We start from the raw sequence: 20,097 nt of genomic DNA, 5'->3' as shown, positions 1-20,097 counted from the left end.
GATCACACTCTGGCTCGAATGAGCCGTTTGAGTGTCAATTGACAGCGATCAGTAGCCGACCACTTCCAGGTTGATCTCAGCGGTGACTTCGGTGTGCAGCTTCACCGTCACGGTGTACTTACCGGTGCGGTGGATCTCAGGCACCAGGATGTCGCGGCGGTCGATCTCTTTCTTGGTGGCGGTTTCGATGGCTTCTGCCACGTCACCGTTGGTGACGGTGCCGAACAGCACGTTGTCTTCACCGGTCTGCTTCTTCACGGTGAAGCGACCAATGGTGGAGAGGGCGGTCTTGAAGTCGACGGCTTCCTGTTTCAGGGCGGCCTGACGCTCAGCTTCCTTGGCCCGGCGGTGCTCCACCTGCTTCATCACCGCAGGGGTGAGGGGCACAGCTTTGCCGAAGGGCAGCAGGAAGTTACGGGCGTAACCGGGAGCCACTTCCACCAGGTCTCCGTCCTTGCCGAGGCTGAGGACGTCCTCATTCAGAACGACTTGTACACGCTTAGGCATGGGACCGGTACGAAGGATGGAGACGGGTGCGATCGACCACGTTACGACGTGGCCTGTTGTTGAAAATGGTTTCGAGCCTCAGGGCACATAACGGGCTGTGCGGATCCGGCTGGCCAGTCCAAGCCGCTTGAGCAGGCGCACATGCTGCCAGGTGAGATCAAACTCAAACCAGCGCAAACCGTGGCGAGCACTGGCCGGATGAGCGTGGTGGTTGTTGTGCCAGCCCTCACCGAAGGAGAGCAGCGCCACCCACCAGCAATTGCGGGACAGGTCGGGGCAATCGAAATTGCGGTAGCCGAAGGCGTGGGTGGCGGAATTCACCAGCCAGGTCACGTGGTAGACGACCACAAGGCGCAGAGGGATGGCCCAAAGCACCAGGCCAATGCCACCGCCATGCACCTGGGCGGCTTCACCGAACCAGTAGAGCCCCAGGCCCAGGGGGATTTGCAGCAGCAGGAACCAGCGGTCGAGCCAGCGATAGAAGGGGTCGCACTGAAGGTCGCCGGCGTAGCGGTCGAGTTCCTTTAGGGCAGGGATGTCATGCAGCATCCATTCGCTGTGGGCCCACCACAGGCCACGCCCAGCGTCATGGTGATCCGTGGGCTGATCTGAAAAACGGTGGTGATGGCGATGCAGACCCACCCATTCGATCGGGCCGCTCTGGCAGGCGAGGGTGCCCATCAGCACCAGGATGCGCTCAACCCACACCGGGACCACCATGCTGCGGTGCGCCACCAGACGGTGCAGGCCCAGGGTGACGCCCAGAACCGTCATCCAATAGAGAACGCCGAAGGCCACAACGCCCTGCCAGCTCCAGAAGCGCGGGAGCAGCGCCACGGTTGCAAGCACGTGCATCACCAGCATGAAGCTGGTGGTTCCCGTCTTGAATTTGCGCTGACGCGCCGGCAGGGGGTCGCGCGGTGCCATCACCGCGGCCCGTTGCCGAAGCTCGCGGGTGTCAGCTGTTTGCGAGGAAACCAAGCGGATTCTCCTTGGATTGACAAAGCCGCTCAGACAGGAAAACCAGGGAGCGGATGGTGCCGTTAGTGACAGAAATCTAAAGGAGTTGGCAAACAGCAGAGGTTCGGTCGGGTTGTGAATCCTGGCTTTGGTCAGGGTTTAGGAAGGCATGACATCCGTCAGGCAAGTGGTGATCAGTGCGTTTGCAGAGGAACTGATCGACGCGGTGGCGCGGGATCAGGCCGACCTGGCTGCAGCGAGGACGGCAGCGGTGGGGCAACGCCTGCAGCGCGTGTTGGAGGCCCTGGCGGCCGAGCGCGTTGGAACCCAGCACTTTGCGTCGCTCACCGGTTATGGCCACGGGGATCAGGGCCGTGAGGTGGTGGATCGGGTCTTTGCCCGGGTGCTTGGGGCTGAAGCCGCAGCGGTGCGCCTGCAATTCGTCAGCGGCACCCATGCCATCGCCGCTGCGCTGTTCGGGGTGTTGCGGCCCGGTGATCGTCTGCTCTCAATCACGGGCCGTCCCTACGACACCCTTGAGGAGGTGATCGGTCTTCGCGGCAAGGGCCAGGGTTCCCTGGCGGAATTCGGGGTTGCCTACGACGAAATCGATCTGCAGCCGGATGGGGCGGTTGATGAGGCGGCGTTGAGCCAAGCCCTGGAGCAGCCCTGCCGGATGGTGTTGATCCAGCGCAGCTGCGGTTACAGCTGGCGTCCGTCGGTCACGGTTGAGCAGATCGCCGGGCTGTGTGAGCGCATCCATGCCCGCCAGCCCGACTGCGTTGTCTTTGTCGACAACTGCTACGGCGAATTGGTGCAGGAGCAGGAGCCAACGGCGGTTGGGGCGGATCTGATCGCTGGATCGTTGATCAAGAACCTCGGCGGCACCATTGCCCCCACTGGCGGCTACATCGCAGGACGGGCCGATCTGGTGGAGCAGTCCTGCTGCCGGCTGACGGCGCCGGGGATCGGCAGTGAGGGCGGCACGGGATTTGACCTGCAGCGGCTGGTGCTGCAGGGGCTGTTCCTGGCGCCGCAGATGGTTTCGGAGGCCTTGATTGGCGCCGATCTGGTGGCGGGGGTGTTTGAGCGGCTGGGCTTCCCCGTGAACCCGCTGCCGGGTGCGGTGCGCAGCGATTTGATCCAGGCGGTGCGGCTGGGCAGTCCGGATGCTCTCAAAGTCGTGTGCCGTGCCTTCCAGGCGATGTCGCCGATCGGGGCCTACCTCGATCCAGTGCCTGCCTCGATGCCTGGCTATGCCTCTGATCTGGTGATGGCTGGTGGAACCTTTATCGACGGCTCCACCAGTGAATTTTCGGCTGATGCGCCGCTGCGGGAACCCTTCAACCTCTATGTACAGGGCGGCACCCATCGCGCCCACATCCGCTTGGCCCTGTCCCGTGCGTTGTGTGACCTCAATGCGGCAGGACTGATCAATCTCCCGCAGACTGGGACCACCTGAAACTGCGTCGATGGCGTTCGCGTTCCCCGACTCTTTTCGCTTCGCTGACAGCCACGAGTACGCCAATGCCGATGGTGAGCTGGTGCGGGTGGGCATCAGTGCCTTCGCCGTTGATCAGCTGGGCGACATCGTCTTTGTGGATCTGCCAGACGTGGGCGCCAGCCTGGCGAAGGGCACCAGCTTCGGATCGGTGGAGTCGGTGAAGGCTGTGGAAGACATGTATGCACCGATTGCCGGTGAGGTGGTGCAACGCAATGAAGCGGTGCTGGCCAGTCCCGAGGAACTGCAGAACGATCCCCACGGCGAGGGCTGGTTGCTGGTGCTGCGTCCGGCGGATCCCTCTGAGCTCGATGCCTTGATGACCGCCGATGCCTACGGCGCCAAGGTCAACGCCGGCTGACATCAGCGCCGGAACGTCGCTTCTACGATCACCGCGTGGGCTGCTGCATTCGACGTTGATTTCTCCTTTTTCGCAGCGGCACATCGGCCCGAGCGAGGCTGAACAAGTCCGCATGCTGAATGCCCTTGGCTACAGCGATCTGAAGGAGTTCGTCGCTGATGTCGTGCCCGCCGACATCCTCGACCCAGCACCGCCGGTCGAAGCTTTGCCGGAGGGCTGTGGGGAGGCGGAGGCCTTGCGGCAGCTGAAGCAGTTGAGCGAGACCAACACGCTGCGCCGCTCCTTGATCGGGCTGGGTTACTACGGCACAGCAACCCCGGCCCTGATCCAGCGCCACGTTTTTGAGAATCCGGCCTGGTACACCGCCTACACCCCATATCAGGCGGAAATCGCCCAGGGTCGCTTGGAGGCCCTGCTCAACTTTCAAACCCTGATCAGTGAGCTCACGGGCTTGCCGATCGCCAACGCGTCGCTGCTGGATGAAGCCACCGCAGTTGCGGAGGCCATGAGCCTCAGCTTCGGGGTGTGCCGTCGCCCTGAGGCGACCCGGTTTTTGGTGGACGCGAATGTGCTGCCACAAACCTGGGCGGTGCTGCAGACCCGCGCCGAACCCCTTGGCATCAGCCTTGAGCGGATCGACCCGGCCACGGCCCCGATTGATGCGTCCGTGTTCGGAGTGTTACTTCAGTTGCCCGGCGCCGATGGATGCCTCTGGGATCCATCAGCCGTGATCGACGCGGCCCATGCTGCCGGTGCCTTGGCCACCGTGGCCATCGATCCTCTGGCGCAGACCCTGATGGCGCCCGTGGGATCCCTGGGGGCTGACATAGCCGTGGGCAGCGCCCAACGCCTGGGAGTGCCGATGGGTTTCGGTGGCCCCCATGCCGCCTTCTTCGCCACGGTTGAGACCTACAAGCGCCAGATCCCCGGCCGTTTGGTGGGGCAATCCAAAGATGCAGAAGGTCGCTCGGCCCTGCGCTTGGCGCTGCAAACCCGTGAGCAGCACATCCGTCGCGACAAGGCCACCAGCAACATCTGCACGGCCCAGGTGCTGCTCGCTGTGATGGCCTCGTTTTATGCGGTGCATCACGGGCCCGATGGTTTGCAGGCCATCGCCCAGCGCATTGTTGGCCTGCGCTGCCAGCTGGAGCAGGGCCTGCGAGCCCTTGGCTATCCGCTGGAGGTCGCCGATCGCTTCGACACCGTCACCGTGCGCTGTGCGTCGGCACCGGCTGTGCACCGCGCTGCAGCAGCGGCAGGTTTCAATCTGCGGGTCCTGCCCGATGGCGCAGCGACGGCGGACGCCACCGGATTCGGCATCAGCCTGGATGAGCTCTCGGATCAACGGGAGCTGCAAGCTCTCCTCGCACTGCTGGCTGAGGCTTGCGGCCAGGCGCTGCCGGAGCTTGAGGCTGAGCAGCCCCCGTCCCTCTCCCTGCCGTCACGCAGCCAACCCTGGCTGAGCCAGCCGGTCTTTCACCAGTACCGCAGCGAATCAGAGCTGATGCGCTACATCCAGCGGTTGGTGAGCCGTGATCTGTCGCTGGTGCACGGGATGATCCCGTTGGGCAGTTGCACCATGAAGCTCAATGCCGCCGCTGAGCTGCAGCCGGTGAGCTGGCCTGCGTTCGCGGCGTTGCATCCCTTTGCCCCAGCCGATCAGGCCCAGGGCTATCGCCGTCTGGCTGATGATCTGGAGCAATGGCTGGCTGCCCTGACGGGATTTGCCGCCGTGTCGTTGCAGCCCAATGCCGGTTCCCAGGGGGAATACGCAGGGCTGCTGGTGATTCGCGCCTGGCATCGCTCCCGCGGTGAGGCCCATCGCGACATCTGTCTGATCCCCACCAGCGCCCATGGAACCAATCCCGCCAGTGCCGTGATGGCCGGCCTCAAGGTGGTCGCCGTGGCCTGCGATAACGAGGGCAACATCGATCAGCAGGATCTGGCGGCCAAGGCTGCCCAGCACGCCGACCGGTTGGCGGCGCTGATGGTCACCTACCCCTCCACCCACGGCGTGTTCGAGACCGGCATCCGTGAGATCTGCTCGGTGGTGCATCAGCACGGTGGTCAGGTGTATCTCGATGGGGCCAACCTCAATGCCCAGGTGGGGCTGTGCCGTCCCGGAGCTTTCGGTGCCGATGTCTGCCACCTCAACCTGCACAAGACTTTCTGCATTCCCCATGGAGGCGGTGGTCCTGGAGTGGGGCCGATTGGTGTGGCCGCGCATCTGGCCCCCTTCCTGCCGGGGCATCCCTTGCAGGCAGGTGCCTCATCGGCCATCGGCCCTGTGTCCGCAGCAGCGCTCGGCAGCGCCAGCATCCTGCCGATCAGCTGGATGTACCTGCGGATGATGGGGGCGGAGGCCCTGCGGCAGGCCAGTGCTGTGGCGCTGTTGTCGGCCAACTACCTCGCCCATCGGCTCGACGCTTCGTACCCCGTGCTGTTCCGAGGCAGCACCGGGCGGGTGGCCCATGAATGCATCCTCGACCTGCGCCCGCTCAAACGGGATGCGGGGATCGATGTGGATGACATCGCCAAGCGTTTGATGGACTACGGCTTCCACGCGCCCACCGTCAGCTGGCCGGTGGCGGGAACGGTGATGGTGGAGCCCACCGAAAGCGAAAGCTTGGCGGAGCTGGATCGTTTTGCCGATGCCCTTGTGGCGATCCGCGAGGAGATTCGCGCCATTGAAACCGGCTCCAGCGATCCTCAGAACAACCCGCTCAAGCGTGCTCCGCACACCCTGGCTGCCGTCACAGCGGATCAATGGGACCGTCCCTACAGCCGTCAGCAGGCCGCCTTCCCGATGGAGGGGCAGCAGGAGAGCAAGGTCTGGCCCGCCGTGGCTCGGATTGACAACGCCTTTGGTGATCGCAACCTTGTATGCACCTGTCCTTCGGTGGAAGCGGTGGCAGTGGCGGCTTGAAGCCCTGGTGTAAGGGGTTCAGAGCGTGTAAATTTTCACTGAAAACGGAAAAATTGGTTTGATTCCGTTCATCGCCCTTGCGAGTTCGGTCAAACTCTTCCACAACTGATTCGTCTGTCGGGGGACACCATGGATCGGAACAACAACAAGAAATCTGCGCTCAGCAGCATTGAAGGGCCTGCCCTTCCTCAACTTCCGGATGGACTGGAATCGGCCTTCAATCGCGGCCATACCTTGTCAATTGAAGGAACCAATGTGATTCGGGTTCCCTTCGGTACCCGCCGTTCCCGTCGCAGCCGCCCGGAGCGGCCCGATCATTGGGCCACCTTGGTGATTCCTTTTCAACCGGTTGGCGATCCCACCCCACCACCAGCAGCGGCCTGAGTTCAGGCCACGCCGATTTCAGATTCTTCCTGGGCAAGACGCCAGTCCAGCAGAGCTTTGACGTCAGCCAGTGAGCAAGTTGGTGTACGGAATGGCAGCAATCGCATTGGGCTGCGTTCCGGCCGCACCAGCCAGCTCCGGTTGGTTTGAGGCATCAAAAGAAAGCCGCGGTACCGAACCGAGGCCTCTTGGCCGTTCATGAATCCCATCGCTCTAGGGATTGTTTGTAAGTGACTCCGTCATTTCAGGGCACAAGATCTGGTGTCTCGCGCTTGCACCAGATCTTTTCCGGTTTGCTTTACGCCAGGGTCAGAGCTCGAGCAGTGACATCTGCAGCAGCCGCTGCACCAGGTCGCGGATGCTGTCGTCCTGCGCTGGTTTGGTGTGGTTGCTCAGCAGCTGACGTCCCACCACCTGAGCCCCGAGGTGGGTGAGCTGGATGCGCAGCGACACCAGCAGTTCCATGCCTCCACCTCCGGAGAAGGTGGCCATGGCAATTGGCCGCCCGTTGAACAGGGATCGGAAGTCGTCGTCCGTCACCGAGAGCCAGGCAATGGCATTGGTGAGCGACGGCGGAATCGAGCCGTTGTATTCCGGGGCGCAGATCACCCAGCGTGCTGCTCGGTGCAGCTGGTCGTGCAGGCCCGCCAGGTCAGGACCTGGCCCTTCTGCCTTCACGCGCGGCGTGAACAAAGGCAGGTTGAGCTGCGTGAGGTCGATCAGTTCGGCGCTGGCGTTTTGAGCCGCAGCGGCCTGCACGAAGCGTTCCGCCAGCTTGAGGTTCTCGCCATTGCTCGCTGTCAGAACAATGAGATCAGGGGGCATGGAGACGATGGCTCTTGATGGAATCGTGCAAGGTCTCGTCTGTTTTCACAACGAGACCCTTCAACTGCCGGGGCGTCAGGCCGCTTTTAACTCGGCTTCGCGATAAGGAACGAAGCTGGCTTTGCGGGCGCCACAGATCGGGCACTGCCAATCGTCGGGAATCGCCTCAAACGGGGTGCCTGCGGCGATGCCGGAATCTGGATCCCCCTCGGCGGGGTCGTAGATCACTGAGCACACCTTGCAGATCCACTTGCCCGGGATCGGTTGATCGGCTTGGCCTGCGCTGCCCTTGCCTTGCAGGGCCTCGAGGGCAACGCCATAGGTTTCGGCGTGATGCTGTTCGATTGGGGTCAGCAGGCCGAAGTTCTTGGCGGCGGTGCGGAATTGGCCGGCATGCTCTTTGGACTCGCTGCTTTGCTCGGCGAATTCCGCTTCGGCTCCACTGTCCCGGTCCTGCCTGGCCTGGGCGGCGAACTCCGGATACATCGTTGTGTACTCATAGGTTTCGCCTTCGATCGCCAGTGCCAGGCAGCGGCTCAGGATGGCTTGCTTTTCGTCGTCGCTGAGCTGGTTGGGCTGGCTGACCACCAGTTCAGGATGCAGCAGGCGGAAGTGGGCAAAGGCGTGCTCCGTTTCCTGCGCTGCGGTGTCGCGAAACAGCTTGGCCAGGTCTTTATGGCCGAGTTGTTTGGCCACCTCTGAAAAGAAAAGGTATTTGCGGTTGGCCATGCTCTCGCCGCCGAAAGCGGCCTCGAGGTTGGCGTGGGTGGAAGGCTTGGAAATGTCCATCGATGGCACGAGGGATCGTTCCATCAGCCTAGCCCTAACTCATAGTGGGTATGAGTTAGCCAGGGGTTCGGGTTGCCGGCTCAGGCTGCTAGCTCAGTAGTTGGCGCCGCTGCGGCGTTGGTGCACCGCGGTGCTGCCCTCCGCATCCAGCACGCCGCCGTGATCCACTTCGGCGTAGATCAGCCAGTGGTCGCCGCATTCCATCCGCTGGCTCACCTTGCCGTCCAGCCAGGCCAGGGCATCCGGCAGCAACGGTTGTTCGGCGGGGCTGGTCTCCAGCTCAAGGCCTGCAAAGCGATCGGCACCGGGTTCAAACGGTTGCAGGAACTGCTTCATCAGGGTGGTTTCGCGCCCTTCGGCCAGCACGTTCAAGGCGAAGCGATCGCCCTTATGCAGCAGCGCTTCCACGGCACGGTCCTTAGCTACTGCCACGGTGATGCCGGGGGGATTGAAGCTGGCCTGGCTCACCCAGCTCGCCACCATGGCGCCGCTCAGATCGGCTTTGCGTGTTGTGAGCACGCAGAGAGAGCCGATCACACGGCCCAGCGCCAGCACGGCTGGATCGCTCCGGCTTTCGCTCAAGCCCCCCGCACTGCGCCGTTGCGCCCGTTTCTGGCTTTGCAGCAGCTGGCGGGCGAAACGGGTGCCCGTTTCCTCCAGCTCCTTCACCCGCGCGGCATCCGGACTGAACTTCACCCGGATCGGCTCGAAGCCAAAGCTGAAGCCGCCATCCCGCAGCTTTGTTTCCAGTAGATCCACCGCTTCACCGCTCCAGCCGAAGCTGCCGAACACCCCCACGGGCTTGCTGCGATCCCCTTCCGCCAACAGGGTGCCCAAGGCCGAGACGATCGGTGTGGGGGCATGGCCCCCCAGGGTTGGTGAGCCGATCAAGACGGCGTCGGCCTGCTGGATCGTGCTCACCAGTTCATCGGCGGGGGTGAATTCGCAGTTCAAGCTGCTCACCCGGATGCCGGTGCGGCTGACCCCGCGGGCCAGGGCATCTGCAATGGCTGCGGTGTTGCCATAGGCGCTGGCGAATAGCAGGGCCACCGTCAGGCTGGCGTTCTGCTGGCCTTCGCCCCAGCGGCGGTAGTCATTCAGCAGGCTGCGCCAACTGGCTTCGATCGCCGGCCCATGGCCCGGTGCGATGGTGCGGATGTCGAGCTCTTCGAGCCGTTCCACCAGGGCATCCACCTGGCGGGCCATGGGGGCCATCAGGCAGTCATAGAAGTGACGGCGCTCTTCTTCGGTGCTGCTGCGGTTGCTTTCGGCCCAGCTGTCCGTGCAGAGGTGAGCACTGAAGAACTTGTCGCTCATCAGCAGGCCCAGGCTTTCCTCGAAGGCCAGCAATCCGCCTGGCCAGCGGGGGGTTGGGGCCGGCAGCAGCATCAGGCTGCGCTGATGGCTGAGGGGAAGCGTTTGCTCCTGGCGGATGACCCGTAGTGGCGGCAGGTCCGGCAGTGGTGGTTGCTCGCTCGTCTCACCGGGAGGGGCCGGCTTGCGTTGGCTCCACAGCTCCTCGATCAGCTTGGCGCCGGGGTTGGAGACGATCAGTTCCAGGCCGACATAGGCCTCCGCCAGATCCCGCAGCAGGGCAACGCGGTTGGGGTTCACGTGGCCCACAACCACCAGCAAAGCTTCGCTGCTGGGCAGGGCTTCGGCAAGCACCGGCAGAAAGGCCGCGCTGTACGCCACCCCAGGGGGGTGGACCAGCACGGCAGGGGCGCCATCTCCGGCCTCGAACAACACACTGTTGGCGGTGCTGCCCCGCTCCAGGGCGTACTCCAGTTCGAAGCGGTGCCGTTGAGGGCTCAGACCGCGCAGACCAACGACCCCATCGTCGATCGGCAGCTGGATCGTGCGACGCGTGGTTGCGGTGCTGGTCACGCTCATCTTCGAAGCCAGTTGAATGTAGGCGCGTTGTTGATGGGAGCAGAAGGGCTGTGGCGCAGAGCGTTGTTGTTCTCTCCTCCCAGCTGATCACCACCCTTTCGGCACTGGCCTATCTGCGCTGGAGAGGGATCCGGGGCACCCAGCTGGAGGTCGTATCGCTCTATCGCGACGACCTCAGCCATTCGGTCCCAGCCTTCCAGCCGCTGCTGCAGGATCTTGCGGCCCGGGATGGACATCACTGTCGGTTCATCGCTGGGGGCAGTGTGTTGATCGAGCCTGAGCAACGGGCGTGCAGCCTGTTGCTGCTGCCGCGGTTGGACGATCGCGAAGGCCAGCAGATGCTGCGCACGTATCAGGCTCCAGAGGTGGTGGAGCTGGGGGAATCGATTGGGGTGGAAACACGCCTGTATTCAGAGAAAGCACAGCGCAAACGGATCAGGGTGCTCGAGTTGGTGCGTCGTTCTCAAGTCATGGCTTCGGTCCGTTTGGATCCGCTGGTGCCGTTCGATCGTCCGGTGGAGCCGTTGCGGCTTCGGGAGATGCTCAACATCTGCGCCAGTTTTCGGAGCGCTTTCGTCGATGCCGAAGCGACCTTCGGGCCGCAGACAGCGGGAGTGCTGCTCTGCTTCCCCTATTTGAGAGTGCCTAAATGGCACATGCGCTGGCGGCTCTTGGGTCGATCGTTTGGCTGGCGCCGGGCGCCAGGGATCGAGAACCAGACCTATTTCAAGCGCGCCATCTGTGCCGCGCTACGACCTTTTCCCGCCAATGCGCCGTTGCGGGTCCAAGCCCATCCCAAGAACAAAACACACCATGGCTTGGTCGATCGGCTGTTGGCTTCGCTGCGGCCAGGCAGATCCTGGGAGCTGCTCTCCGCCGATGAACCTCTGGAGGTGCGTCTTTTGTGCGGATGGTCTGGTGAAGGGAGTGAACCTTGGCCCGTGTTGGGTTTTGGCACCAATCTCTTGGCTGCAGCGGTGTTCCTCGCGCCCCATCACCGAGCTGTTGGCCACTGCAAGCCGGCGGAGCCGGGTTGGTGGCGCCGCTTCTCAGATCCTTGGCTCAACCGTCGTGAATGGCGGAGGAGCCAGCACGTGGGCGCCCTGCTGAGCAACCTGCTGGATGCTCTGGATCAGCTGAAAGCTCAGTAGTGGTTGCCCACCTTGCGGTGATGCACTGCCGTGCTGGCCTCGGCATCGGCCACGTTGCCCTGTTCCACAACGGCATAGATGATCCAGTGGTCGGGGCCCTCCATCCGTTGCTCCACACGGCAGCTCAGAAACGCCAGAGCATCGGCGAGCACCGGGCCGCCATCGGCGGTCCCCTCCAGCACGTTCACCCCAGCAAAACGATCGGCACCGGGGGGGAAGCGCTTGAGGAAATGACGCATCAGTTCCTGATGGTTGTCTTGCCGTAGAACGTTCAGTACGAATCGATCTCCCACCTGCATCAGGGCTTCGATCGCACGGTCTTTGGCGACGGCGATGGTGAGGCCCGGTGGGGTGAAGCTGGCCTGGCTCACCCAGCTGGCCACCATGGCGCTGCGGCGCTGCGATTCGCCTTCCCCTTGGCTGGCAGTCACCACATAGAGACCACCGCTGATGCGACCAAGGGCTTTGTCGAGGTCGCCATCGAGGCTTTTCATCGCCGCGATCGTCTTCTCTTTGGTCAGCAGCTGACCGAGGTCAGTGCCGGACTCCTCACAGCGTTGGTAGTCGCTGCCCTGGGGCAGCTGTTTGATCCGCAGCGGGTTGAAGGCTTGTTTCTGCCCCTGGCTGCGCAGTTGATCGGCGACGGCATCGATCGGTTCGTCGTTGCCGCCGAAGGCGTCATAAACCCCCACAAGTTGCTTGGGATGCAGAGCTGCGAGCAGAGTTCCGATGGAGGCTTGGAGATCCGGCTCCGGTGCCGCGGGCCAGGTCGGCACCACAACAGCCTTGGCATCACCGATCAGGGCGGTGAGTTCCTGGGGGTCGGTGGCCCGTAGATCCACCAGCTGCACCTGGGCATCCGCTTTGCCGATGCCGTGGGCGATCGCCTGGCTGATCCGATCTGAGAAGCCGTACTGGCTGAGGTAACAGACGGCGGCATAGCTCTCGCCCTTGCTGCGCTGGCCGCTCCACTCGCGGTAGTCGCTGATCCAGTGGCTGAGGTGATGCCGCAACAGCGGTCCATGACCCACCGCAATGGTGTTGATCTCGGGCAGGCCATCCATGCGCTTGAGGGCCTGCAGCACGCTGCGGGCATTGGGGCCCATTAGGCAGTCGTAGTAGAAGCGGAAATCAGGAGCGATGGCGCCGGGATCGGCATCGAAGACGTCGTCGGAGCAGTAGTGCAGACCGAAGGCGTCGCAGGTGTAGAGGATGCCTGTGCCGTGATCAAAGGAAAAGATCGTGTCCGGCCAGTGCAGGTTCGGAGCACTGAGGAATTCGAAGCGGTGCTGGATGCCGCTGTCGGGGTTGGTGCCGAGATCCAGTTCCTCGCCGGACTTCACCGCACGGGATTTGAACGGCCTGTGGACCTGGTCCTGCAGGAATTGCAGCGCCACCTTTGAGCCCACGATTTCGATCTCGGGATTGAGATCGATCAGGTCACCGATCAAACCGGAGTGGTCGGGTTCGGTGTGGCTCACGATCAACACATCGATCGCGGTTGGATCGATCTGCTCCTTGAGCAGGGGGATCCAGGTATCGCGGAACTTGGCGTGGCTGGTGTCGATCAGGGCGGTGCGTTCTCCCCGCACCAGAAAAGCGTTGTAAGTGGTGCCGTTGCGCAGGCCGAATTCGATGTCGAAGCGGCTGCGGTCCCAGTCGAGGGAGCGAATCGTGGTGGTGTCGGCAGCGATGGCTTCGCACTGCAGCGACAGCTTCGGAGCAGCGGGAGCAACGACCATGAAACCGACCGTGACGGAAGTCGACTCTACGGAGATTCAGCGGGGGAAGGCGGCGGAGACTGGTTGCAACCGCAACCTTGTGATGGCGTCATCGACGCTGCGACGCAGCATTGGACCAGGCATCCTCCTGGCGGGTGCCTGCATCGGTGGATCCCATTTGATGTCGTCCACCACGGCGGGAGCCCGTTTCGGCTTTGCCCTGGTGGGCCTGATCCTGCTGACCAATCTGATCAAGTACCCGTTCCTGCGTGTGGGCACCCGCTTCACAGCGGCCACCGGACTGTCGCTGCTGGAGGGTTTCCAGAAACGCAATTCCCTTTACCTGCCGCTTTATCTGGTGGTGAGCCTGGTGACGGGGACCTTCACCATTGCGGCGGTGAGCTTTGTGGCGGGGCTGCTGCTCACCAACATTCCTCTGCTGGCGGGACTGGACCCCTACGGACTGTCCATCGCCGTGCTGGTGGTGAGTGGCCTGGTGCTGCTGTTGGGGCACTACCGGGCGCTCGACCGTCTCTCCAAATTGTTGGTGGTGCTGCTCACCCTGCTCACGGGGGTCGCGGCCGCATCGCTGCTGATCCGCGGCCCTGTCGGGGATGTGGCGGCGAGTTGGGTCAGCACTGATCCCAGCCCCTGGACCCTGGCCAACCTGGCCTTCCTGATTCCCCTGATGGGCTGGATGCCCGGACCGGTGGAGATGTGCGTGTGGCCATCGTTGTGGATGTTTTCTCGCGCGCGCGACACCGACCACACCGCAACGCCGAAGGAGGCCGAGTTCGATTTCAACCTCGGCTACGGCGTCACGGTGGTGACGGCGATGTTCTTCGTGATCCTGGGTGCCTACACGATGTACGGCAGCGGTGACGGAATGCTGGCCGGCAGTGGTGTGTCTTTCGCCCAGAAGCTGATCAAGCTCTACACCGCTGCCATGGGTGGTTGGGCGGCCTGGGTGATTATCCCGGCGGCCTTCTCAGCCATGTTCAGCACCACCCTCACCTGCCTGGATGCCTACCCCCGCAGCATTGCCGCGATCCAGGGCTTGCTGCGTCATCACGACAGTGGTGATTCAGCGCCGGGGCCCATGCAGCGTCGCTTCGATATCTGGGTCATCGTGCACTTTCTGGCGGCTGTGCTGGCGTTGGTGGTGGCCAAGACCGGCGGTATTGGGGTGAAGGATTTCGTGTTCGGGGCGATGACCGGCAGTTTCCTCACCGCTCCTTTGTTCGCCTGGATGGCGATGGACACGATCAACAGCCCCTTGGTTCCGTTGGAGCACCGTTATGGGCGACTTACCCAGGCCTTCTGCTGGTTTGGCCTGGTGTTTTTCAGTGGCTTCAGCCTGCTGTTCATCGGCCGCTTCTTCCTTGGCCTTGGCGGCTGATTCCGCCTTGGCTTCAACAAAAAACCCCTGCCATCGGCAGGGGTTGGGCTTCCGTTCTTCTCGTCTTGGTGGGTTGGGCTTGTCCAGCCCAAGGCTGGTCAGTGCTCGTTACCTGATCAGCTCTCGACCTTCACAGAAACGCTGGTGTGCTCCACAGCCTTACCGGCGTTGATTTCAAGAATGCCGTCCCGATAGCTGGCCTTGAGCTGGTCGCGATCAAGGCTGTGGGGGAAACGGAAGCTGCGGCTCCAGGTGCCGCTGCGGAATTCGCTCAGCAGAGGTGCTTCGGTGTCGTCGCTGTTGTTCGCAGGTCGTTCGGCGCTGATCACCAGGTTGCGATCGGTGACCTTGACGTCGATCGAGTCCCGGTCCACCCCGGGCAGTTCCAGCTGCACGGTGTAGCCGGTTTCGGTCTCGCGGATTTCAGCGTTGGGAACGCGTTCGGCGGTGGCCAGTTGCTGCTCGAGACGCTCGAACAGCTCGAAGGGGGATTGGCGAAGGGTCAGCATGATGGTGGCTCCGAAGAATGAACATCTGCGGACTGGGTTGATCGCCCGCCATCACAATCTGCGCCGCTTGGATGAGAACCAGAAGTGTGAGAACCGTCCGTTTTGATTCGGTCTCTACCACCAGGTTCGGCTGGCACCACAGGGATGGTGTTGAAACCGAATCTCCTTAAAGCCACCACCAGTCGCTGAAGCAGGCCGCCTGGCCGCAGACCTGCTCTTCTGCATTCCAAAGGGTCCAGATCCGGGCCTTGTTGATCATGAATCGCCGCCCTTTGCGGCTGATGCGAATGCCGCGATAGTTCTGCACTGCATCGAGGCGTTTGGCCTGGCCGAGGGCGCTGCTGCGTTCAGCCCGTTCGCTGTCCGGTGCGGTGAGCCGCGAGGGCATGCCGATCAGTTCATCCCAGCGGCTGTCCCACAGCTGCAGGGCCGCAGCGTTGGCGTAACTGAGCTTGGGATCCTGCTCCGTGCCGTGGGCCAGCACCGGAAAGCCGCAGGCGAACAGGTTCTGGCAGATCAGCCGCTTTGAGCAGCCCGGTTGGGCGGAAGCGATCAGCGGCCTGCTGAAGGCCCGTTGATGCGATTGCAGCAGCAATCCTGTGAGCTCTTGTTTTTTGGTGGTGAGCCAGGCGGCTTCGCTGGCCATGGCTCTGCTCCGCTTCAGCTGCCGGCTGCCATGGCCTGCAGCATCGCCTTCTGGGCACTGGCCTGGCCATGGGCCTTGAGGTTGTTCAGGAAGGTGCTTCGGGCCTCTACAAAGCGCGGGTCTTCCGCAAGCGGCAGCTCTCCGGCGGCATCGAGGCCCGTGTCGCCCTCCATCGCTGGGGTGATCACGACCAGGTCGCCATCGAGGCTGCGGTTGTAGCGCCACCACAGGGCCGGGTCCTGCACGGCCGCATGGGGCGGCAGCGGTGTCGCCTCTTGCGGTGTGCTGACTTTTTTCTCATCTTTGGCTGCCGCCGCCCGCTCCGCCAGGGCCTTGCGCCGATGTTCCGCCAGGTCTTCCAGCAGCCGAGCTCGGTTGCGGCCCCGCAGTTGGAACAGCACGAAGGGATCTTCACTGAAGCGATCTCCCATCAGGAAATACACCGCGCTGATGTGTTTGCAGGGGTTGGCTTTGTCGGGGCAGCTGCACTCGCTGCGCACTTCCTGCAACTTGAACGGGAACAGACGTTTGCCGCTGGCGGCGAAGGCCCGCTCGATGTCGGAGGGCATGATCCCCGCCAGCAGCTGGGCCGACCAGCGGGCTTTCTGGGTCAGGGCTTCCAACACATAGCCCCAGTCCTCATCGTTGAGCACATCCAGCCAGAGCTTCACCTTGTAGGGCGCTTCATCAGTGCCCTGGACGCGGGCGTGAACGCGGCGGCCTTCAAAGCGGATCGAGGTCACATGGCCTTCGCGGGCGTAGCCCCAGGCCCGCTCCAACCGTTTTTTGAAGCGGTAGCCGTTGATCAGCTCCATCCATTGCTCCACCCACCAGGGCTGTTGGCCCAGGCCGTCGTCGCCGATGGCGGTGATGCTGTTGGTGTTGCCGTTGCTCATGGTCATGGTCAGGTGTCCTCTAAGGCGACGAGATTGCGCAATTGATCGCCACCGAGGCTTCCCAGCCAATCCTCCCCGGAGCCGATCACATCCTCGGCCAGGCGTGATTTCTCCCGGATCATGCGATCGATCTTTTCCTCCACCGAGCCGCTGGTGATGAATTTGTGCACCATCACACGGTTGGTCTGGCCAATCCGATAAGCCCTGTCGGTGGCCTGGTTTTCCACGGCCGGGTTCCACCAGCGGTCGATGTGGAAGACGTGGCTGGCCCGGGTGAGGTTGAGGCCCACACCACCGGCCTTGAGCGAGAGCAGGAACAGCTGCGGACCGCGGGGATCTTCCTGGAAGCGATCCACCATTGCCTGGCGTTCGCTCTTGCGTGTGCCGCCATGCAGGAAGGGCACTTCTGATTTCCAGCGCTGCTGCATCCAAGCCTGCAGCAGATGCCCCCATTCGGCGAACTGGGTGAACAGCAGGGCCCGATCGCCTGCTTCGATCACCTCATCGAGAATTTCTTCCAGCCGCTGCAGCTTGGCCGAACGGCCCAGGAAGCCATCGTCCACCGCCCCTTCGCTCAGGGCGAGGGCGGGATGGTTGCAGATCTGTTTCAGCCGGGTGAGTAGGGCCAGCACTTGACCGTGGCGCTGTCCGCGCGGCGCCCGCGCAATGGCATCGAGTGTGTCTTCCACGGTCTTGCTGTAAAGGGATTTCTGCTCCTTGCTCAGCCCCACCCATTCGCTTAGCTCTACCTTCTCCGGCAGGTCGGAAATGATCGTTTTGTCGGTCTTCAGCCGGCGCAGGATGAACGGACCCACGCGGCCTTTGAGATCCCGTAGGGACGACATATCGCCGTAGCGCTCGATTGGCATTCGGTAGCGCTGGCGGAAGAAGTCCTCTTCCCCCAGCACCTTGGGATTGAGAAAGTCCATCAAGGCCCACAGTTCACTCACCCGGTTCTCCACCGGGGTGCCAGTCAGGGCGATGCGGAAGCGGTTGCTCTTGCTGCGGCCGGGGCGGGCCAGGTCTCGGGCGGCCTGGCTCTGCTTGGCGCCGGGGTTCTTGATCGCCTGGGCTTCGTCAATCACCACCCCCTGCCAGTCCTGGGTTTCCAGCAGTTCGCTGTCCCGCTGCAGCAAGCCGTAGCTGGTGAGCACCAGATCGACATCCTTCAACGCTTTCTTGAGTTCGACGGGTGTGGAGGGGCGGCGCGGGCCGTAGTGCTCGATCACCGCCAATTCCGGGGTGAACGATTCCGCTTCCCGTCGCCAATTGGTGAGCACCGAGGTGGGGGCCACCAGCAGCACCGGGCGCTTCAGTTCCTGCTCTGCTTTGAGGTGCTGCAGAAACGCCAGCAGCTGAATGGTTTTGCCCAGTCCCATGTCATCGGCCAGGCAGGCCCCTTGGTCGAAGCGGTGCAGGAAGGCGAGCCAGCCCAGCCCGCGCTCCTGGTAGGGCCGCAACTGGCCACTGAATCCCTCGGGGGCCGGCAGGGGGTCGGGGGCCTTCTGCTGGTGGTATTGCTCCAGCACCGATTGCAGCCGCGGGCCGGCATCGAAGCGGTGCACCGGCATCCGCATCAGCAGTTCCCCTTCTGTTCCCGTCAGCCGCAGCGCGTCATCGAGGCTCAGTTCCGGTTTCGCTCCACAGAACCGTTCGGCGTTCTTGAGGTCGTTGGGCCGCAGTTCAATCCAGGCCCCCTTGTGGCGCACCAGGGGGCTGCGCTTGCCGCTCAGACGCTCCAGTTCCCGCAGGGTGAGCGTCACCCCGCCGATCATCAGATCCCACTCCCACTCCAGAGATTCGCCCAGGGTGAAGCCGCGGGATCGCTCTGGAAGTTCGGCCTTGATCGACAGGCCCAGCCGGCTGGCCAGGCCACCGGAGAGGCTGGGCGGCAGCTCCACACCCACGCCGGCATCCCGCAGCTGACGAGCGGCCGTGCGCACCAGCACGAAGGCTTCGGCCGGGGTCAGCTGCATCGTGTCCGGCGTGGCGCTCTCTAGGCCTCGTTCGATCGGTGGGAACACCGTCAGGGCTCGTCCCAGACCCTCCAGCAGCACTTCGCCCGGTTGATCCACCTGGATCTCCCCCAGTTGCAGCATCTCGGCGCCGGAGGCCCAGGCCGCGGCGGCCGGGAGCTTCAGGCTGGGGTCAGCTTCCGCTTGCAGCCCGAAGCGCAGTTCCCAGAGATCCTCCCCATCCGGTGGGGTGTGCAGTTCCAGGCAGGTGCGGGCCGCAGCAAATCCGCCGGCGATGCCCTCTCTCCAGTGATGGCTGGCTGTGGCCAGGCGTTCGGCCTCTTCGTCACCGATCTCGATCACCCCGGTTTCTGATCCCAGGGCTTCCTGCCAGAGGGTCAGCAGGGGATCGAGGCCATCGGTGGAAGGCTGAAAATCCTTGCGCAGCTGCGCGTCCACCAGGTCTTCCAGCAGCGTCGCCACTCGCAGGCGCCCGCTGCGGGGCCGGCAGCTGGCCACGGGGTTGGCGGCTCGCATGGCCTCGGGACGCAATCGGGTGGTGCGGTTGCTGCGGCGCCCCAGGGGTTCCCGCCAGGGCAATGCACAGGTGGCCACCAGCGGCAGGCTGGCCGCCAGATCCTCGAGTCGGCGCCGGTCTTCTTCCCGGTTGAGCAGCGGCACCCAACGGGCCCGATGGGGATAGCCCTCCCCTTTGCTGAGCTCCATTTGGGGAATCCAGCGGCCCCGGGCCACCAGGCTCAGGGCCCAGCGCTGCAGATGGCTCCACCAGCGCAGTTCGTCAGCCAGGTCGGGATTGGTGCCGGAGAGCGGCAATCGGGACAACCACTCAGTGGCTGCCGATGCTTCAACGGCTAGTCCCTGCACCTGCCAGGGCCACCATTCGGTTTGCTTGGGAATCGGTTCGCCGGCTTGCATCGGCAGCCCGGTCCAGCCCGGTGGTTCTGAGGCCGGTTCTTCTTTCTTGGCTCGGCTTTTGCGCGGCTTCACCGTGCGGCTCGGCAGGGTGAGACAGGCCGTCGCATCGATGCAGCCGCCTGGCAAAAGGTCGCGTTCACTCAGCCAGGCCCTGAGGTCGTCATGGCTGAGGGTGAAGGGGTGCAGCGCTGGGGTGAGGCCTGGGCCTTCCGGTGTGGCCACCCGCCAGGTGTCAGCCCAAACGAGCAGTGCCGGTTGGCCGGAACTGCTGGAGGTGCGGATGGCGGGAAGCCAGGTGGCGTGCAGCAGGCTCATGGCCGCGACGCGGGCAGGAAGCGAAGGGTGCCGTGGAGCAGGAGAGCACTGCCGATCAACGGCAGCCAGGCCTGAATGAGCTCCAGTAGTAATGATGCCAGGTCATCGACCTGCCAGTTGTCAAGGGTTAGGGGCATGCCGAGGCTGCGCAACCCGCAGACCGCCCCTACCAGACCCGCCTGCAGATGCCCGTCATCGGGGTCCACCCGTTGCAGGTGGAAGGCCAGAAGGCCGTAAAAGAGCCCGCAACCGCCGGAACGCACGGCCGCTTCCAGGCCCCAGGGCAAGCTCAGCAGGCCTGCGGTGATGCCGGCAGCCAGCGCCCAACCGATCGACTGCAGCCGCAGTCGCTGGCGAATCTCAGGATCACTGGGTGGAACGGCCACGGGCGCCGGCGGTTCAAAGGCGATCATGACGGCAGGA

Annotated in this window: 18 protein-coding genes; 6 read left to right on the top strand and 12 right to left on the bottom strand. The window is 63.5% G+C overall.

All coding sequences use genetic code 11. The annotated features are described in order from the left end of the window. Positions 1-48: 48 nt before the first annotated feature. Positions 49-507 (bottom strand): 50S ribosomal protein L9, encoded by a 459-nt coding sequence (gene rplI, locus FZZ90_RS04620; protein WP_226424584.1) that lies wholly within the window; start codon positions 505-507, stop codon positions 49-51. Between the two features lie 78 nt (positions 508-585). After that, positions 586-1,434, bottom strand: coding sequence for an acyl-CoA desaturase (locus FZZ90_RS04615; protein ID WP_370631037.1), 849 nt, complete (start codon positions 1,432-1,434; stop codon positions 586-588). 202 nt (positions 1,435-1,636) lie between these two features. Here FZZ90_RS04615 and FZZ90_RS04610 point away from each other — a divergent pair, with 202 nt between their 5' ends. The 4 genes from FZZ90_RS04610 (at position 1,637) to FZZ90_RS04595 (ending at position 6,639) form a co-directional block, all read left to right on the top strand. Continuing rightward, on the top strand, positions 1,637-2,929 hold the full coding sequence (locus tag FZZ90_RS04610) for a methionine gamma-lyase family protein (RefSeq protein WP_226424582.1): 1,293 nt from the start codon (positions 1,637-1,639) through the stop codon (positions 2,927-2,929). 10 nt (positions 2,930-2,939) lie between these two features. Then, positions 2,940-3,329 (top strand): glycine cleavage system protein GcvH, encoded by a 390-nt coding sequence (gene gcvH, locus FZZ90_RS04605; protein WP_226424581.1) that lies wholly within the window; start codon positions 2,940-2,942, stop codon positions 3,327-3,329. 112 nt (positions 3,330-3,441) lie between these two features. Beyond that, the gene (gene gcvP / locus FZZ90_RS04600) at positions 3,442-6,255 is read left to right on the top strand and encodes an aminomethyl-transferring glycine dehydrogenase (RefSeq protein ID WP_370631028.1); all 2,814 of its coding nucleotides are present in this window, start codon (positions 3,442-3,444) and stop codon (positions 6,253-6,255) included. Positions 6,256-6,384: 129 nt separating this feature from the next. Further along, positions 6,385-6,639, top strand: coding sequence for a hypothetical protein (locus tag FZZ90_RS04595; RefSeq protein WP_226424579.1), 255 nt, complete (start codon positions 6,385-6,387; stop codon positions 6,637-6,639). A 2-nt stretch (positions 6,640-6,641) separates the two neighbouring features. Here the strand turns inward: FZZ90_RS04595 and FZZ90_RS04590 are convergent, their stop codons facing one another. The 4 genes from FZZ90_RS04590 to FZZ90_RS04575 all read right to left on the bottom strand — a co-directional run bounded on the left by FZZ90_RS04590 (position 6,642) and on the right by FZZ90_RS04575 (position 10,146). Then, complete coding sequence (locus tag FZZ90_RS04590; RefSeq protein ID WP_011365459.1) at positions 6,642-6,848, bottom strand: hypothetical protein; 207 nt, start codon at positions 6,846-6,848, stop codon at positions 6,642-6,644. A 100-nt stretch (positions 6,849-6,948) separates the two neighbouring features. Further along, positions 6,949-7,464: an NADPH-dependent FMN reductase gene (locus tag FZZ90_RS04585; protein WP_226424578.1), complete on the bottom strand. Its 516-nt coding sequence runs from the start codon at positions 7,462-7,464 to the stop codon at positions 6,949-6,951. A 75-nt stretch (positions 7,465-7,539) separates the two neighbouring features. Next, entirely contained in the window at positions 7,540-8,253 is a 714-nt protein-coding gene (locus tag FZZ90_RS04580) for a rubrerythrin family protein (protein WP_226424577.1), read from the bottom strand. Between the two features lie 93 nt (positions 8,254-8,346). Next, positions 8,347-10,146 (bottom strand): diflavin flavoprotein, encoded by a 1,800-nt coding sequence (locus FZZ90_RS04575; protein WP_226424576.1) that lies wholly within the window; start codon positions 10,144-10,146, stop codon positions 8,347-8,349. A 50-nt stretch (positions 10,147-10,196) separates the two neighbouring features. On the opposite strand from FZZ90_RS04575, the gene FZZ90_RS04570 reads away from it, so the two are divergent. Beyond that, complete coding sequence (locus tag FZZ90_RS04570) at positions 10,197-11,297, top strand: hypothetical protein (protein WP_226424575.1); 1,101 nt, start codon at positions 10,197-10,199, stop codon at positions 11,295-11,297. On the opposite strand, the gene FZZ90_RS04565 is transcribed toward FZZ90_RS04570, so the two are convergent. Beyond that, a complete protein-coding gene (locus tag FZZ90_RS04565; protein WP_226424574.1) occupies positions 11,291-13,039 on the bottom strand; it encodes a diflavin flavoprotein in 1,749 nt (582 codons plus the stop codon). The two genes, FZZ90_RS04570 and FZZ90_RS04565, sit on opposite strands and share 7 nt — an antisense overlap. Before the next feature lie 82 nt (positions 13,040-13,121). Between FZZ90_RS04565 and FZZ90_RS04560 the strand changes: the two genes are divergently transcribed. Continuing rightward, the gene (locus FZZ90_RS04560) at positions 13,122-14,417 is read left to right on the top strand and encodes an NRAMP family divalent metal transporter (RefSeq protein WP_226425013.1); all 1,296 of its coding nucleotides are present in this window, start codon (positions 13,122-13,124) and stop codon (positions 14,415-14,417) included. 116 nt (positions 14,418-14,533) lie between these two features. On the opposite strand, the gene FZZ90_RS04555 is transcribed toward FZZ90_RS04560, so the two are convergent. From FZZ90_RS04555 to FZZ90_RS04535, 5 genes are all read right to left on the bottom strand, one after another. Next, a complete protein-coding gene (locus FZZ90_RS04555) occupies positions 14,534-14,926 on the bottom strand; it encodes an Hsp20/alpha crystallin family protein (RefSeq protein ID WP_226424573.1) in 393 nt (130 codons plus the stop codon). 166 nt (positions 14,927-15,092) lie between these two features. Then, a complete protein-coding gene (locus FZZ90_RS04550) occupies positions 15,093-15,572 on the bottom strand; it encodes an MEKHLA domain-containing protein (protein ID WP_226424572.1) in 480 nt (159 codons plus the stop codon). A gap of 14 nt (positions 15,573-15,586) precedes the next feature. Continuing rightward, on the bottom strand, positions 15,587-16,474 hold the full coding sequence (locus FZZ90_RS04545) for an SWIM zinc finger family protein (RefSeq protein ID WP_226424571.1): 888 nt from the start codon (positions 16,472-16,474) through the stop codon (positions 15,587-15,589). 2 nt (positions 16,475-16,476) lie between these two features. Beyond that, positions 16,477-19,674, bottom strand: a complete 3,198-nt coding sequence (locus tag FZZ90_RS04540) for a DEAD/DEAH box helicase (RefSeq protein WP_226424570.1) — start codon at positions 19,672-19,674, stop codon at positions 16,477-16,479. Then, entirely contained in the window at positions 19,671-20,087 is a 417-nt protein-coding gene (locus tag FZZ90_RS04535; protein ID WP_226424569.1) for a hypothetical protein, read from the bottom strand. The genes FZZ90_RS04540 and FZZ90_RS04535 overlap by 4 nt, the downstream gene beginning before the upstream one ends. Positions 20,088-20,097: the final 10 nt, after the last annotated feature.

The sequence above is a fragment of the Synechococcus sp. MU1617 genome, from assembly GCF_020514235.1.
Classification (GTDB): Bacteria; Cyanobacteriota; Cyanobacteriia; order PCC-6307; family Cyanobiaceae; genus Parasynechococcus.
Note: the sequence above shows the minus strand (reverse complement) of the source record. Positions and strands in the feature narration are given on the sequence as shown.